The following is a 13,917-nucleotide window of genomic DNA, read 5'->3' as shown; positions in this document are numbered from 1 at the left end:
GAGCGCCGAATAACAGTCACAAGTTGGGATAACGTAAGTTGAGGGTGCAGCGGCATAACATTGGCAGAACAACATCTTTAACCTTTCACACCACCTGCCGTCAGGCCGTTGACCAGCCAGCGTTGAGCCAGCAGGAAGACGATGGTGATCGGTAATGCAGACATCACGGCAGCGGCGGCAAAGTCACCCCACAGGTAGTTTTGCGGGTTGAGGTATTGCTGCATCCCCACAGCCAGGGTGTAGCTGTTTACGTCACGCAGTAATAGCGACGCGACCGGAACTTCAGTAATGGCAGCGATAAACGACAGGATGAACACCACCGCCAGAATCGGTACTGACAGCGGCAACAGGACAAGGCGGAAGGCCTGCCACGGTGTCGCACCATCCAGCGCCGCCGCTTCTTCCAGCGAACTGTCGATGGTTTCGAAATAACCTTTGATGGTCCAGACATGCAGCGCAATCCCGCCCAGATACGCGAAAATTACGCCGCCGTGAGTATTCAGACCAATGAATGGAATGTACTCACCCAGACGATCAAACAACGCATACAACGCGACCAGTGAAAGTACTGCCGGGAACATCTGGAAAATCAGCATTCCTTTCAGCAGCGTCGCTTTGCCTGGAAAGCGCATACGGGCGAAAGCGTAGGCGCAGGTGGTGGAGAGCGCCACAATGCCAATCGCGGAAATCCCGGCGACCTTTACCGAGTTCCACAGCCACAGCAGTACCGGGAATGGCGGTGGCGTAATGCGACCATCAGCCTGTTCCACACTAAAACCTAACGCCAGTTTCCAGTGATCCCAGGAGATTTGCTCCGGGATCAGGCTGCCAGTCGCGAAGTTCCCCTGACGCAGCGAGATGGCGACGACCATCAGCAGCGGGAACATAATCGCCGCGATAAAAAGTAGCAGTAGCAGGTGAGTAATAAACAAACGTGCTTTTTGCGATTTCGGTTGGACCATTGCCATTTTTGTTATCTCCCTTAATCAAACTTCATTCGCGTGGCTTTCAGGTTCACTATCGCCAGCGCACCCACCAGCAGGAAGATCAGCGTGGCAATTGCTGCTGCCAGACCGAAGTCCTGACCCCCGCCGCCTTCAAAAGCGATGCGGTAGGTGTAGTTAACAAGCAGGTCGGTATAACCGGCTGGCGTGGTCGTGCCAAGACGATCCGGGCCGCCGTTGGTTAACAGTTGAATCAGCACGAAGTTGTTAAAGTTAAAGGCGAAGCTGGCGATCATCAGCGGCGTCAGCGGTTTAATCAGCAGCGGCAGCGTAATCTTAAAGAAGTTCTGGAACGGACCTGCGCCATCCATTGCTGAGGCTTCATACAAATCGTCCGGAATCGCTTTCAGCAAGCCCATGCAGAGGATCATCATGTACGGATAACCCAGCCAGGTATTGACGATAATCAGCATCGTTCGGGCGGTGGTCGGATCGCTGAACCAGGCGGGCTTCACGCCAAACAGCGCGCTCAACATCATGTTGATCTCACCGAAGCTCTGGTTAAACAACCCTTTGAAAATCAAGATTGAAATGAACGATGGCACCGCGTAGGGCAGAATAAGCAGGACGCGATAGACCGCTTTGCCGCGCAACGCTTCCCACTGCACCAGACACGCCAGAACCATGCCGACCGCCACCGTTAAAAAGACAGTGATCAGCGAGAACACCACGGTCCAGACGAAAATGGCGAGGAACGGTTTCTGAATGCCTTCGTCGGTAAAGACGCGGGTAAAGTTTTTCCAGCCGGTGGTCACGGTGTAACCGGGGCTTAGCTTTTCATCACCCCAGTTGCCGTCAGCAGTGATGGACTGGTAAAAACCAATCTGGTCGTTTGGACGATATTTTACGCCGCTCTGATTATTCGTCAGCGTGCCGTCACCGTCGAGTGTGTAGAGCGGCTGCGTGCCAGAAAACTGGCGCAGGGAGCTCATCATCACTTTGTTGCCATCCGGCAGAATGGCGGTAATGTCACTCAGTGCCTGACGATTCTGGGTAATCACGCGCAGATTCGCGCGTTCGCCTTCGGGCTGGGCGGTCGTTTCTTTCAGTTGCAGTTTTTGCTCGCCGCCAAATTTAAACGCGTCGGAGAGGTAATTTTTGCCGGTTTCGCCGTCGCTGAGCGCCAGTTGCCACTCATCGCCCGCCGGGTAAAGACCAAAATTATAGGTTTTGCCTGCTTGCCAGGAGCGATCTAACAACACTTCCTGCGCACGTTCAAAAGTCAGCTGGTTAGTGCTGCTGTAGTTGGTAAAGGCAATGGCGATGGTGCAGACCAAAGGGAAGAGGACGAATAATCCCATTCCAGCCATTCCCGGGTAAACATAGCGCCAGGCGTAGGCTTTACGATTGGCGAAAATATACAGCCCCGCTGAACTCAATATCAGCGTGGTAATGGCGAACAGGTATTCCCCTTGTGCGTACATTAAAACAACAAGGTAACCCACCAGCAGGCCGAGCAGACCTAACACTGACCATTTCAGCGCGTCGCTTTGCCACCAATGTTTCTTTTTAATGACATCCATGGGGTTCTTCCTCATTCCAGGACGGATAAGGCTTTCACGCCTTATCCGACAACAACTGCCTGATGCGACGCTGACGCGCCTTACCAGGCCTACATACGTTTCGGTTTTGTAGGCCGGACAAGGCGTTCACGCCGCATCCGGCATTTCACAGCATTACTTGGTGATACGAGTCTGCGCGTCTTTCAGGGCTTCATCGACAGTCTGACGACCGCTGGCGGCGTTGATCACCGCAGTACGCACGGCATACCAGAAAGCGGACATCTGCGGGATGTTCGGCATGATTTCACCTTTCTGGGCGTTTTCCATGGTGGCGGCAATACGTGGATCTTTCGCCAACTCTTCCTCGTAAGACTTCAGCGCCACTGCACCCAGCGGTTTATCTTTATTGACCGCTTCCAGACCTTCGTCAGTCAGCAGATAGTTTTCGAGGAACTCTTTCGCCAGCTCTTTGTTCGGACTGGCGGCGTTAATACCGGCGCTCAGCACGCCAACGAACGGTTTGGATGGTTGACCCTTGAAGGTCGGCAGTACCGTTACACCATAATTCACTTTGCTGGTGTCGATGTTGGACCATGCCCACGGGCCGTTGATGGTCATCGCTGTTTCGCCTTTATTAAAGGCAGCTTCTGCGATGGAGTAATCGGTGTCTGCATTCATGTGTTTGTTTTTAATCAGGTCAACCAGGAAGGTCAGACCCGCTTTCGCGCCAGCGTTATCCACGCCCACGTCTTTAATGTCGTACTTGCCGTTTTCATACTTGAACGCATAACCCCCGTCAGCCGCAATCAGCGGCCAGGTGAAGTATGGTTCTTGCAGGTTGAACATCAGCGCGCTCTTACCTTTCGCTTTCAGTTCTTTATCCAGCGCCGGGATCTCTTCCCAGGTTTTTGGCGGGTTCGGCAGCAGATCTTTGTTATAAATCAGCGATAACGCTTCGACAGCAATCGGGTAAGCAATCAGCTTGCCGTTGTAACGAACGGCATCCCAGGTAAACGGATACAGCTTGTCCTGGAACGCTTTGTCCGGGGTGATTTCAGCCAACAGGCCAGATTGAGCGTAGCCACCAAAGCGGTCGTGCGCCCAGAAGATAATGTCAGGGCCATCGCCAGTTGCCGCAACCTGAGGGAATTTCTCTTCCAGTTTATCCGGATGCTCGACGGTGACTTTAATTCCGGTATCTTTCTCGAATTTCTTACCGACTTCAGCGAGACCGTTATAGCCTTTATCGCCGTTAATCCAGATTACCAGTTTACCTTCTTCGATTTTGGCGAGAGCCGAGGCGGAAAACATCATCGTCGTTAATGCGGATAATGCGAGGATGCGTGCACCTGTTTTTATTTTCATAATCTATGGTCCTTGTTGGTGAAGTGCTCGTGAAAACACCTAAACGGACTCTAGTTTCTTTATACGGCAACCTCTTTCCATCCTCCTTGCCCCTACGCCCCACCGTTGCTTTGTGTGATCTCTGTTACAGAATTGGCGGTAATGTGGAGATGCGCACATAAAATCGCCACGATTTTTGCAAGCAACATCACGAAATTCCTTACATGACCTCGGTTTAGTTCACAGAAGCCGCGTTCTCATCCTCCCGCCTCCTCCCCCATAAAAAAGCCAGGGGGTGGAGGATTTAAGCCATCTCCTGATGACGCATAGTCAGCCCATCATGAATGTTGCTGTCGATGACAGGTTGTTACAAAGGGAGAAGGGCATGGCGAGCGTACAGCTGCAAAATGTAACGAAAGCCTGGGGCGAGGTCGTGGTATCGAAAGATATCAATCTCGATATCCATGAAGGTGAATTCGTGGTGTTTGTCGGACCGTCTGGCTGCGGTAAGTCGACTTTACTGCGCATGATTGCCGGGCTTGAGACGATCACCAGCGGCGACCTGTTCATCGGTGAGAAACGGATGAATGACACTCCGCCAGCAGAACGCGGCGTTGGTATGGTGTTTCAGTCTTACGCGCTCTATCCCCACCTGTCAGTAGCAGAAAACATGTCATTTGGCCTGAAACTGGCAGGCGCAAAAAAAGAGGTGATTAACCAACGCGTCAACCAGGTAGCGGAAGTGCTGCAACTGGCGCATTTGCTGGATCGCAAACCGAAAGCGCTCTCCGGTGGTCAGCGTCAGCGTGTGGCGATTGGCCGTACGCTGGTGGCCGAGCCAAGCGTATTTTTGCTCGATGAACCGCTCTCCAACCTCGATGCTGCACTGCGTGTGCAAATGCGTATCGAAATCTCCCGTCTGCATAAACGCCTGGGCCGCACAATGATTTACGTCACCCACGATCAGGTCGAAGCGATGACGCTGGCCGACAAAATCGTGGTGCTGGACGCTGGTCGCGTGGCGCAGGTTGGGAAACCGCTGGAGCTGTACCACTATCCGGCAGACCGTTTTGTCGCCGGATTTATCGGTTCGCCAAAGATGAACTTCCTGCCAGTAAAAGTGACCGCCACTGCAATCGATCAAGTGCAGGTGGAGCTGCCGATGCCAAATCGTCAGCAAGTCTGGCTGCCGGTTGAAAGCCGTGATGTCCAGGTTGGAGCCAATATGTCGCTGGGTATTCGCCCGGAACATCTACTGCCGAGTGATATCGCTGACGTCATCCTTGAGGGTGAAGTTCAGGTCGTCGAGCAACTCGGCAACGAAACCCAAATCCATATCCAGATCCCTTCCATTCGTCAAAACCTGGTGTACCGCCAGAACGACGTGGTGTTGGTAGAAGAAGGTGCCACATTCGCTATCGGCCTGCCGCCAGAGCGTTGCCATCTGTTCCGTGAGGATGGCACTGCATGTCGTCGACTGCATAAGGAGCCGGGCGTTTAAGCACCCCACAAAACACACAAAGCCTGTCACAGGTGATGTGAAAAAAGAAAAGCAATGACTCAGGAGATAGAATGATGATTACTCTGCGCAAACTTCCTCTGGCGGTTGCCGTCGCAGCGGGCGTAATGTCTGCTCAGGCAATGGCTGTTGATTTCCACGGCTATGCACGTTCCGGTATTGGCTGGACAGGTAGCGGCGGTGAACAACAGTGTTTCCAGACTACCGGTGCTCAAAGTAAATACCGTCTTGGCAACGAATGTGAAACTTATGCTGAATTAAAATTGGGTCAGGAAGTGTGGAAAGAGGGCGATAAGAGCTTCTATTTCGACACTAACGTGGCCTATTCCGTCGCACAACAGAATGACTGGGAAGCTACCGATCCGGCCTTCCGTGAAGCAAACGTGCAGGGTAAAAACCTGATCGAATGGCTGCCAGGCTCCACCATCTGGGCAGGTAAGCGCTTCTACCAACGTCATGACGTTCATATGATCGACTTCTACTACTGGGATATTTCTGGTCCTGGTGCCGGTCTGGAAAACATCGATGTTGGCTTCGGTAAACTCTCTCTGGCAGCAACCCGCTCCTCTGAAGCTGGTGGTTCTTCCTCTTTCGCCAGCAACAATATTTATGACTATACCAACGAAACCGCGAACGACGTTTTCGACGTGCGTTTAGCGCAGATGGAAATCAACCCGGGCGGCACATTAGAACTGGGTGTCGACTACGGTCGTGCCAACCTGCGTGATAACTATCGTCTGGTTGATGGCGCATCGAAAGACGGTTGGTTATTCACTGCTGAACATACTCAGAGTGTCCTGAAGGGCTTTAACAAGTTTGTTGTTCAGTACGCTACTGACTCGATGACCTCACAGGGTAAAGGTCTGTCGCAGGGTTCTGGCGTCGCGTTTGATAACGAAAAATTTGCCTACAATATCAACAACAACGGTCACATGCTGCGTATCCTCGACCACGGTGCGATCTCCATGGGCGATAACTGGGACATGATGTACGTGGGTATGTACCAGGATATCAACTGGGATAACGACAACGGCACCAAGTGGTGGACCGTCGGTATTCGCCCGATGTACAAGTGGACGCCAATCATGAGCACCGTGATGGAAATCGGCTACGACAACGTCGAATCCCAGCGCACCGGCGACAAGAACAATCAGTACAAAATTACCCTTGCACAACAATGGCAGGCTGGCGACAGCATCTGGTCACGCCCGGCTATTCGTGTCTTCGCAACCTACGCCAAGTGGGATGAGAAATGGGGTTACGACTACACCGGTAACGCCAATACCAACACTAACTTCGGCAAAGCCGTTCCTGCTGATTTCAACGGCGGCAGCTTCGGTCGTGGCGACAGCGACGAGTGGACCTTCGGTGCCCAGATGGAAATCTGGTGGTAATAGCAAAACCTGGGCCGGATAAGGTGCTTGCGCCGCATCCGGCAACCAACGCCTGATGCGACGCTTGCGCGTCTTATCAGGCCTACAACGGCTGTCAAATGTAGGCCGGATAAGGCGTTTGCGCCGCATCCGGCATAAAAACAGGTTGTCATTATCTGAAAGGGGCGAAAGCCCCTCTGATTATCGGGTTTAGCGCGCTATTGCCTGGCTACCGCTGAGCTCCAGATTTTGAGGTGAAAACAATGAAAATGAATAAAAGTCTCATCGCCCTCTGTTTATCAGCAGGGTTACTGGCAAGCGCGCCTGGAATCAGCCTTGCCGATGTTAACTACGTACCGCAAAACACCAGCGACGCGCCAGCCATTCCATCTGCCGCGCTGCAACAACTCACCTGGACACCGGTCGATCAATCTAAAACCCAGACCACCCAACTGGCGACCGGCGGCCAACAACTGAACGTCCCCGGCATCAGTGGTCTGGTTGCTGCGTACAGCGTCCCGGCAAACATTGGCGAACTGACACTGACGCTGACCAGCGAAGTGAACAAACAAACCAGCGTATTTGCGCCGAACGTGCTGATTCTTGATCAGAACATGACCCCATCAGCCTTCTTCCCCAGCAGTTATTTCACCTACCAGGAACCAGGCGTGATGAGTGCAGATCGGCTGGAAGGCGTTATGCGCCTGACACCAGCGTTGGGGCAGCAAAAACTTTATGTTCTGGTCTTTACCACGGAAAAAGATCTCCTGCAGACGACCCAACTGCTCGACCCGGCTAAAGCCTATGCCAAAGGCGTCGGTAACTCGATCCCGGATATTCCTGACCCGGTTGCTCGTCATACCACCGATGGCTTACTGAAACTGAAAGTCAAAACGAACTCCAGTTCCAGCGTGTTGGTCGGGCCTCTATTTGGTTCTTCCGCTCCAGCTCCGGTTACGGTAGGCAACACGGCGGCACCAGCTGTGGCTGCACCCGCTCCGGCACCGGTGAAGAAAAGCGAGCCGATGCTCAACGACACGGAAAGTTATTTTAATACCGCGATCAAAAACGCTGTCGCGAAAGGTGATGTTGATAAGGCGTTAAAACTGCTTGATGAAGCTGAACGCCTGGGGTCAACATCTGCCCGTTCCACCTTTATCAGCAGTGTAAAAGGCAAGGGGTAATTACGCCCCACAGTGCTGATTTTGCAACAACTGGTGCGTCTCCTGGCGCACCTTTTTTTATGCTTCATTCCTGGGATATGAGCGATTTTTTATAGTACTTCGCTTCTTCTTCACTAAGAATATCCATTATCTCAATGCCTTATCAGAGATTCTTTTCCTTTCGCCGGTAGTGTCTGGACGCTCAGGCTACTTTTCCAGTTATTTCATTTCTGTAATACAGAGGTTTTATGATAGGTCATATCACAAATTCTGGCGGCAATGACTCTTTGATGAAACATGATGTGGTGCAAGGAAATAATAAATTAGATCTTGATTTACTACGTAATTTTAATGGGGTGCCAGGTTTAAATAGAGATAACTTTATTTATATCAGTGATATATTTTTAAATATAAAACAACGGAACGAAAAAAATCATGCAATAAATATGTTTCGTGAAGTCTCAATCAGTAATGATATTATAAGCGTAAAATTTTATAGAAATGAAGAAATAGAATGTGCTTGTGATTTTCTGATGGATAAAGATGCGCAGGGGTATACTGACCTGTCTGATTTGGATTTAACAAGTTGTCATTTTAAAGGTGACGTTATTTCGAAGGTGTCTTTCATATCATCAAATCTACAACATGTAACATTCGAATGTAAAGAAATAGGGGATTGCAATTTTACTACTGCAACAGTTGATAATGTCATATTTAAATGTCGACGTTTACACAATGTGATTTTTATCAAAGCGACTGGCGAATATGTCGATTTTAGCCAAAGTATTCTTGATACAGTTGACTTCTCGCGGAGCCAGCTTACTCATAGTAATTTTCGTGAATGTCAGATTAGAAATTCAAAGTTCAATAATTGTTATCTTTATGCTTCGCACTTCACCAGAGCAGAATTTCTTTCTACCAAAGAAATATCATTTATTAAATCGAATCTGACAGCTGTTATGTTTGATCATGTGCGAATGTCGACAGGGAATTTTAAAGATTGCATTACAGAACGATTGGAATTAACTATTGATTATTCAGATATATTTGGGAATGAAGAACTTGATGGTTATATCAATAACATTATAAAAATGATTGATACATTGCCAGATAATGCAATGATATTGAAATCCGTTCTGGCAGTAAAACTGGTGATGCAATTAAAAATTCTTAATATTGTTAATAAAAACTTTATTGAGAATATGAAGAAAATATTTAGCCATTGTCCTTATATAAAAGATCCAATTATACGTAGTTATATCCATCCTGATGAAGATAACAAGTTCGATAATTTTATGCGTCAAAATCGATTCAGTAAGATGCATTTCGATACCCAACAGATGATCGATTTTATTAACAGATTTAATATGAATAAATGGCTGATTGATCAAAATAACAATTTTTTTATCCAACTTATCGATCAGGCTCTACGATCAACGGATGATACGATCAAAGCAAATGCCTGGCATCTTTATAAAGAGTGGATTCGTAGTGATGATGTTTCACCTTTATTTATAGAAATTGAAGATAATTTAAGAACCTTTAACACGAATGAATTAACACGAAATGATAATATCTTTATCCTGTTCTCCTCTGTCGATGATGGGCCAGTTATGGTGGTAAGCTCCCAGCGCTTACATGATATGTTGAATCCTACAAAAGATACCAATTGGAATTCCACGTATATCTACAAATCCAGACATGAGATGTTGCCTGTTAATCTTACTCCGGAAACACTTTTCGGCTCCAAATCTCAGGATAAACATGCGCTTTTCCCCATTTTTACTGCGAGTTGGCGAGCTAATCGTATAAAGAATAAAGGTATTTAAGTAAAGGAAAACATCACCGTTCCTGGCATCCTGGGCGGTGATGCCCCTATGGTTGACCTCGCCAGCACGGGCATCGGCAAAGCGTAAGGTTCAACAGCGTTTTACCACTTCATGCGATTGTTGCGTTTTTGTTGCGCATTAGATCACTTAATTTGCTTTACATCTCCCGTAAACACTTTTCTGCGATACAATGCCTTTACGTTATGTAACGGAGAGTTCGGCATGTCACACCCCGCGTTAACGCAACTGCGTGCGCTGCGCTATTTTAAAGAGATCCCTGCCCTGGATCCGCAACTGCTCGACTGGCTGTTGCTGGAAGATTCCATGACAAAACGTTTTGAACAGCAGGGAAAAACGGTAAGCGTGACGATGATCCGCGAAGGGTTTGTCGAGCAGAATGAAATCCCCGAAGAACTGCCGCTGCTGCCGAAAGAGTCTCGTTACTGGTTACGTGAAATTTTGTTATGTGCCGATGGTGAACCGTGGCTTGCCGGTCGTACCGTCGTTCCTGTGTCAACGTTAAGCGGGCCGGAGCTGGCGTTACAAAAATTGGGTAAAACGCCGTTAGGACGCTATCTGTTCACATCATCGACATTAACCCGGGACTTTATTGAGATAGGCCGTGATGCCGGACTGTGGGGGCGACGTTCCCGCCTGCGATTAAGCGGTAAACCGCTGTTGCTAACAGAACTGTTTTTACCGGCGTCACCGTTGTACTAAGAGGAAAAAAATATGGAGTGGAGTCTGACGCAGAATAAGCTGCTGGCGTTTCATCGCTTAATGCGTACGGATAAGCCAATTGGCGCGTTACTGCTGCTCTGGCCAACATTATGGGCGTTGTGGGTGGCGACACCGGGCGTTCCCCAGCTCTGGATCCTGGCGGTGTTTGTCGCGGGTGTCTGGCTGATGCGCGCTGCCGGATGTGTGGTGAATGATTATGCTGACCGCAAGTTTGATGGTCATGTTAAGCGCACGGCGAACCGACCACTTCCCAGCGGTGCGGTAACAGAGAAAGAGGCGCGCGCGCTGTTTGTAGTGCTGGTACTGATTTCGTTTTTACTGGTGCTGACGCTGAATACGATGACCATTCTATTGTCGATTGCCGCGCTGGCGCTGGCGTGGGTGTACCCGTTTATGAAGCGGTATACCCATCTACCGCAAGTGGTGCTGGGCGCGGCGTTTGGCTGGTCGATTCCAATGGCTTTTGCTGCTGTGAGTGAGTCGGTGCCATTGAGTTGCTGGTTAATGTTCCTCGCCAATATTCTCTGGGCGGTGGCATACGACACGCAGTATGCGATGGTTGACCGTGATGATGATGTGAAGATTGGCATTAAATCCACCGCAATCCTGTTCGGCCAATACGATAAATTGATTATTGGTATTTTGCAGATTGGCGTACTGGCACTGATGGCGATCATCGGTGAGTTAAATGGCTTAGGCTGGGGATATTACTGGTCAATTCTGGTGGCTGGCGCGCTGTTTGTTTATCAACAAAAACTGATTGCCAACCGCGAGCGTGAAGCCTGCTTTAAAGCGTTTATGAATAATAACTATGTTGGTCTGGTACTGTTTTTAGGGCTGGCAATGAGTTACTGGCATTTCTGATGATGTAAAAAAGCCGGATGATCATCCGGCTTTCTTCTGGGCTGCCTGATGCGCTGCGCTTCTCAGGCCTACACAACAGATCGCAATTTATTGAATTTGCAGATCATGGAAGGCCGGATAAGGCGTTTGAGCCGCATCCGGCAATTCTCACTGATTACCCCTCGCCCTGCGTCGCACTCTCAATCGTCAAACGCACGTCTGATGTAATCAACTCCGCCAGCAACTGATAAACCTTCATCGTTTCTGCCGGTTCGGCATCGCCGCTATCGCTGATATACCCTTCATCACGCAGCGTCAGCACCAGCGAACTGAACACCGCTTTGTCGAAGAACTCCGGCGCGTTGATACCGTGCAGCACGGAGAGACGTTGCGCGACGGTGCGGCTCTCTTTTTCCAGCGTACCGCGGTTGATCGACGGGTTGGCGCTCAACAGCCAGAAGGTAATGGCATAACGTTGCAGCGTTTCGCGCGCGCCTGCGGCCAGCAGCTGTAGCGTGCGAGAATGCGCCGGGTTGATATGCAACTCATCATCTTGCAGGGTAATCAGCCCCTGACGTTGCATCTCATTTGCCAGCGCATCAATAACGTCTGGCAATTCGTCGCGATCCCAGCGCAGGAACAGCTCCGCTTTCAGCATTGGGTAAAGCACATTGACGTGCTCCATCAATACGTCGCGGGAGATGTGGCGATGCTGAGTGACAATTGCCGCCATCAGCGAAGGCAGCACCAACATATGCGCAATGTTGTTGCGATAGTAGGTCATCAACACCGCTTGCTCGCGCGGCAGAATGATGATGTCGCCGATAGTGTCTTTCTCGACTTCAAACTTGTTCATTTGCAGCGCGTGATCGATAAGCTCGCTGGCGCTGGCTGAAGGAACGGTAGAGTCCGTGGAGTAAGGTACGTTGCGCATCAGATCCAGGTAGCAGTTGAGTTGCTCGGTTAACTGCTCGCGGGTGAGTGAGCGCTGACGTGACGCCAGTAGCGCAGTACAGCACAGGTTCATGGCGTTTGCCGCGCCTGCGTTGTTAATGCGTACCATCAGATCGGCAGCAATATTATTGACCGTCGGCGTTAACCAGGCCGGACGCACCGCTTCGATGGGATCGATAGATTCACGCCAGTCTGGTACGTGCTGGTTAAGGTAGGTCATCAACGGCATTGGTTCACCGAAGTTGACGTAACCCTGACCGAGATTACGCAGCTTGCTTAAACCGCGCAGCATCTGCGGCAGGCTCTCTTTCTCTTTCGTTGCACCGCGCAGTTCTTTGGCGTAAGTACCCACTTCCATGACGTGCTCATAACCGATATAGATCGGAATCAGCGTAATCGGACGCGTGCCGCCACGCAGCATCGCCTGAATGGTCATCGACAGCGTACCGGTTTTCGGATCCAGCAAACGCCCCGTACGGGAACGACCGCCTTCCACGAAATACTCGACGGAATAACCACGGCTGAACAGTTCGCCGAGATACTCACGGAAAACGGTGGAATAGAGCTTATTGCCTTTAAACGTACGGCGAATAAAGAACGCACCCAGACGGCGGAAAATCGGCCCGGCCGGCCAGAAGTTCAGGTTGATCCCGGCGGCGATATGCGGCGGCACCAGCCCCTGGTGATACAGCACGTAAGAAAGCAGCAGGTAGTCCATGTGACTGCGGTGGCAAGGCACATACACCAGCTCATGACCGTCGTGGGCCAACTGGCGAACGCGCTCGGCGTTATGGACGTTGATACCCTGGTAAAGGCGGTTCCAGGTGAAGCCCAGAATGCGGTCAGTCAGGCGGATCATCTCGTAAGAGAAATTCGCCGCAATCTCTTCCATCAGCACAATCGCGTTCTGCTGCGCTTTTTCATGGGAGATTTTTTTGCTGCGCGCTTCATCTTCTACCGCTTTGGCAATGGCGCGGGAGGCGAGCAGCTTATTAAACAGATCCTGACGAGCAGGCAGACGTGGGCCTACGGCAGCCAGACGTTGACGGGCAAAGTGCATACGCGCCACGCGCGCCAGTTTCTGCGCGATAGTTTTATCCGTGCCGTGTTCATCCGCCATACGGCGCAGCGAAACTGACGGCGAGAAACGCACAAAACTGTCGCGACCGAGCCACAGTACAGCGAAAAATTTCTGTACGCCGTTAAGCATACGCAGCGGCGGGTTCACTTCGCCTTTTTCACGCCCCGGCGCGCGACCAAACATCACCGATACTGGCACCATCTGCACATCCAGATTTGGGTTGCTACGGTGCAAATCGAGATAGTCGTGGAACAGCTTAATAGACTCTTCTTTCGGCGTGTAATAGGTGAACACACGCGGCCCGCCGTGAATGAACACATAGCGCGGCAGTAGCGTGCCGTCGATTTCCAGCGGCTCTAACGGGTCAGGCAGGTCATGTGCCAGACACTGGGCGCGCAACGTCAGCAAGTCAGCTTTCGAGTTGTACGGTAAAACGTACATAATTGGACGAGAGGTATCCAGCCCCAGTTCCGGGGCAGGATCTGCCGGAATAGACTTGCTTTTTACCAGGATGCTTAATGGTAAATTCAGTAATTTGTAGTAAATTCGTGGCCAGCCGGACAT

Annotated in this window: 10 protein-coding genes; 6 read left to right on the top strand and 4 right to left on the bottom strand. The window is 50.5% G+C overall.

Annotated features, from left to right (window positions below):
• Positions 1-77 precede the first annotated feature (77 nt).
• From malG to malE, 3 genes are all read right to left on the bottom strand, one after another.
• Complete coding sequence (gene malG, locus ACJHWR_RS05505) at positions 78-968, bottom strand: maltose ABC transporter permease MalG (RefSeq protein WP_001252058.1); 891 nt, start codon at positions 966-968, stop codon at positions 78-80.
• 14 nt (positions 969-982) lie between these two features.
• Positions 983-2,527 carry a maltose ABC transporter permease MalF gene (malF, locus tag ACJHWR_RS05500; protein WP_001361466.1) on the bottom strand — a complete coding sequence of 515 codons (1,545 nt, stop codon included), beginning with the start codon at positions 2,525-2,527 and terminating at the stop codon, positions 983-985.
• A 153-nt stretch (positions 2,528-2,680) separates the two neighbouring features.
• Complete coding sequence (malE, locus tag ACJHWR_RS05495; protein WP_000695387.1) at positions 2,681-3,871, bottom strand: maltose/maltodextrin ABC transporter substrate-binding protein MalE; 1,191 nt, start codon at positions 3,869-3,871, stop codon at positions 2,681-2,683.
• A 364-nt stretch (positions 3,872-4,235) separates the two neighbouring features.
• On the opposite strand from malE, the gene malK reads away from it, so the two are divergent.
• The 6 genes from malK (at position 4,236) to ubiA (ending at position 11,339) form a co-directional block, all read left to right on the top strand.
• Positions 4,236-5,351, top strand: a complete 1,116-nt coding sequence (malK, locus tag ACJHWR_RS05490) for a maltose/maltodextrin ABC transporter ATP-binding protein MalK (protein ID WP_000179165.1) — start codon at positions 4,236-4,238, stop codon at positions 5,349-5,351.
• Positions 5,352-5,422: 71 nt separating this feature from the next.
• Positions 5,423-6,763 (top strand): maltoporin LamB, encoded by a 1,341-nt coding sequence (gene lamB / locus ACJHWR_RS05485; RefSeq protein ID WP_000973665.1) that lies wholly within the window; start codon positions 5,423-5,425, stop codon positions 6,761-6,763.
• 242 nt (positions 6,764-7,005) lie between these two features.
• Positions 7,006-7,926 carry a maltose operon protein MalM gene (gene malM / locus ACJHWR_RS05480; protein WP_012311578.1) on the top strand — a complete coding sequence of 307 codons (921 nt, stop codon included), beginning with the start codon at positions 7,006-7,008 and terminating at the stop codon, positions 7,924-7,926.
• Between the two features lie 227 nt (positions 7,927-8,153).
• The gene (locus tag ACJHWR_RS05475) at positions 8,154-9,734 is read left to right on the top strand and encodes a SopA family protein (protein ID WP_000579092.1); all 1,581 of its coding nucleotides are present in this window, start codon (positions 8,154-8,156) and stop codon (positions 9,732-9,734) included.
• Between the two features lie 222 nt (positions 9,735-9,956).
• A complete protein-coding gene (gene ubiC / locus ACJHWR_RS05470; protein ID WP_001295693.1) occupies positions 9,957-10,454 on the top strand; it encodes a chorismate lyase in 498 nt (165 codons plus the stop codon).
• A 12-nt stretch (positions 10,455-10,466) separates the two neighbouring features.
• Positions 10,467-11,339 carry a 4-hydroxybenzoate octaprenyltransferase gene (ubiA, locus tag ACJHWR_RS05465; protein ID WP_000455227.1) on the top strand — a complete coding sequence of 291 codons (873 nt, stop codon included), beginning with the start codon at positions 10,467-10,469 and terminating at the stop codon, positions 11,337-11,339.
• A gap of 154 nt (positions 11,340-11,493) precedes the next feature.
• On the opposite strand, the gene plsB is transcribed toward ubiA, so the two are convergent.
• A complete protein-coding gene (gene plsB, locus ACJHWR_RS05460) occupies positions 11,494-13,917 on the bottom strand; it encodes a glycerol-3-phosphate 1-O-acyltransferase PlsB (RefSeq protein WP_023141894.1) in 2,424 nt (807 codons plus the stop codon).

It is taken from the genome of Escherichia sp. WS568 (assembly GCF_046486085.1).
GTDB classification, from domain to species: Bacteria; Pseudomonadota; Gammaproteobacteria; order Enterobacterales; family Enterobacteriaceae; genus Escherichia; species Escherichia coli.
This window is presented reverse-complemented; position numbering and strand designations above follow the sequence as displayed.

What these genes read in the sequence shown, in the direction of transcription:
- malG (WP_001252058.1), bottom strand. Translation starts at nt 968, where the DNA reads ATGGCAATGGTCCAACCGAAATCGCAAAAAGCACGTTTGTTTATTACT.
- malF (WP_001361466.1), bottom strand. Translation starts at nt 2,527, where the DNA reads ATGGATGTCATTAAAAAGAAACATTGGTGGCAAAGCGACGCGCTGAAA.
- malE (WP_000695387.1), bottom strand. Translation starts at nt 3,871, where the DNA reads ATGAAAATAAAAACAGGTGCACGCATCCTCGCATTATCCGCATTAACG.
- malK (WP_000179165.1), top strand. Translation starts at nt 4,236, where the DNA reads ATGGCGAGCGTACAGCTGCAAAATGTAACGAAAGCCTGGGGCGAGGTC.
- lamB (WP_000973665.1), top strand. Translation starts at nt 5,423, where the DNA reads ATGATGATTACTCTGCGCAAACTTCCTCTGGCGGTTGCCGTCGCAGCG.
- malM (WP_012311578.1), top strand. Translation starts at nt 7,006, where the DNA reads ATGAAAATGAATAAAAGTCTCATCGCCCTCTGTTTATCAGCAGGGTTA.
- ACJHWR_RS05475 (WP_000579092.1), top strand. Translation starts at nt 8,154, where the DNA reads ATGATAGGTCATATCACAAATTCTGGCGGCAATGACTCTTTGATGAAA.
- ubiC (WP_001295693.1), top strand. Translation starts at nt 9,957, where the DNA reads ATGTCACACCCCGCGTTAACGCAACTGCGTGCGCTGCGCTATTTTAAA.
- ubiA (WP_000455227.1), top strand. Translation starts at nt 10,467, where the DNA reads ATGGAGTGGAGTCTGACGCAGAATAAGCTGCTGGCGTTTCATCGCTTA.
- plsB (WP_023141894.1), bottom strand. Translation starts at nt 13,917, where the DNA reads ATGTCCGGCTGGCCACGAATTTACTACAAATTACTGAATTTACCATTA.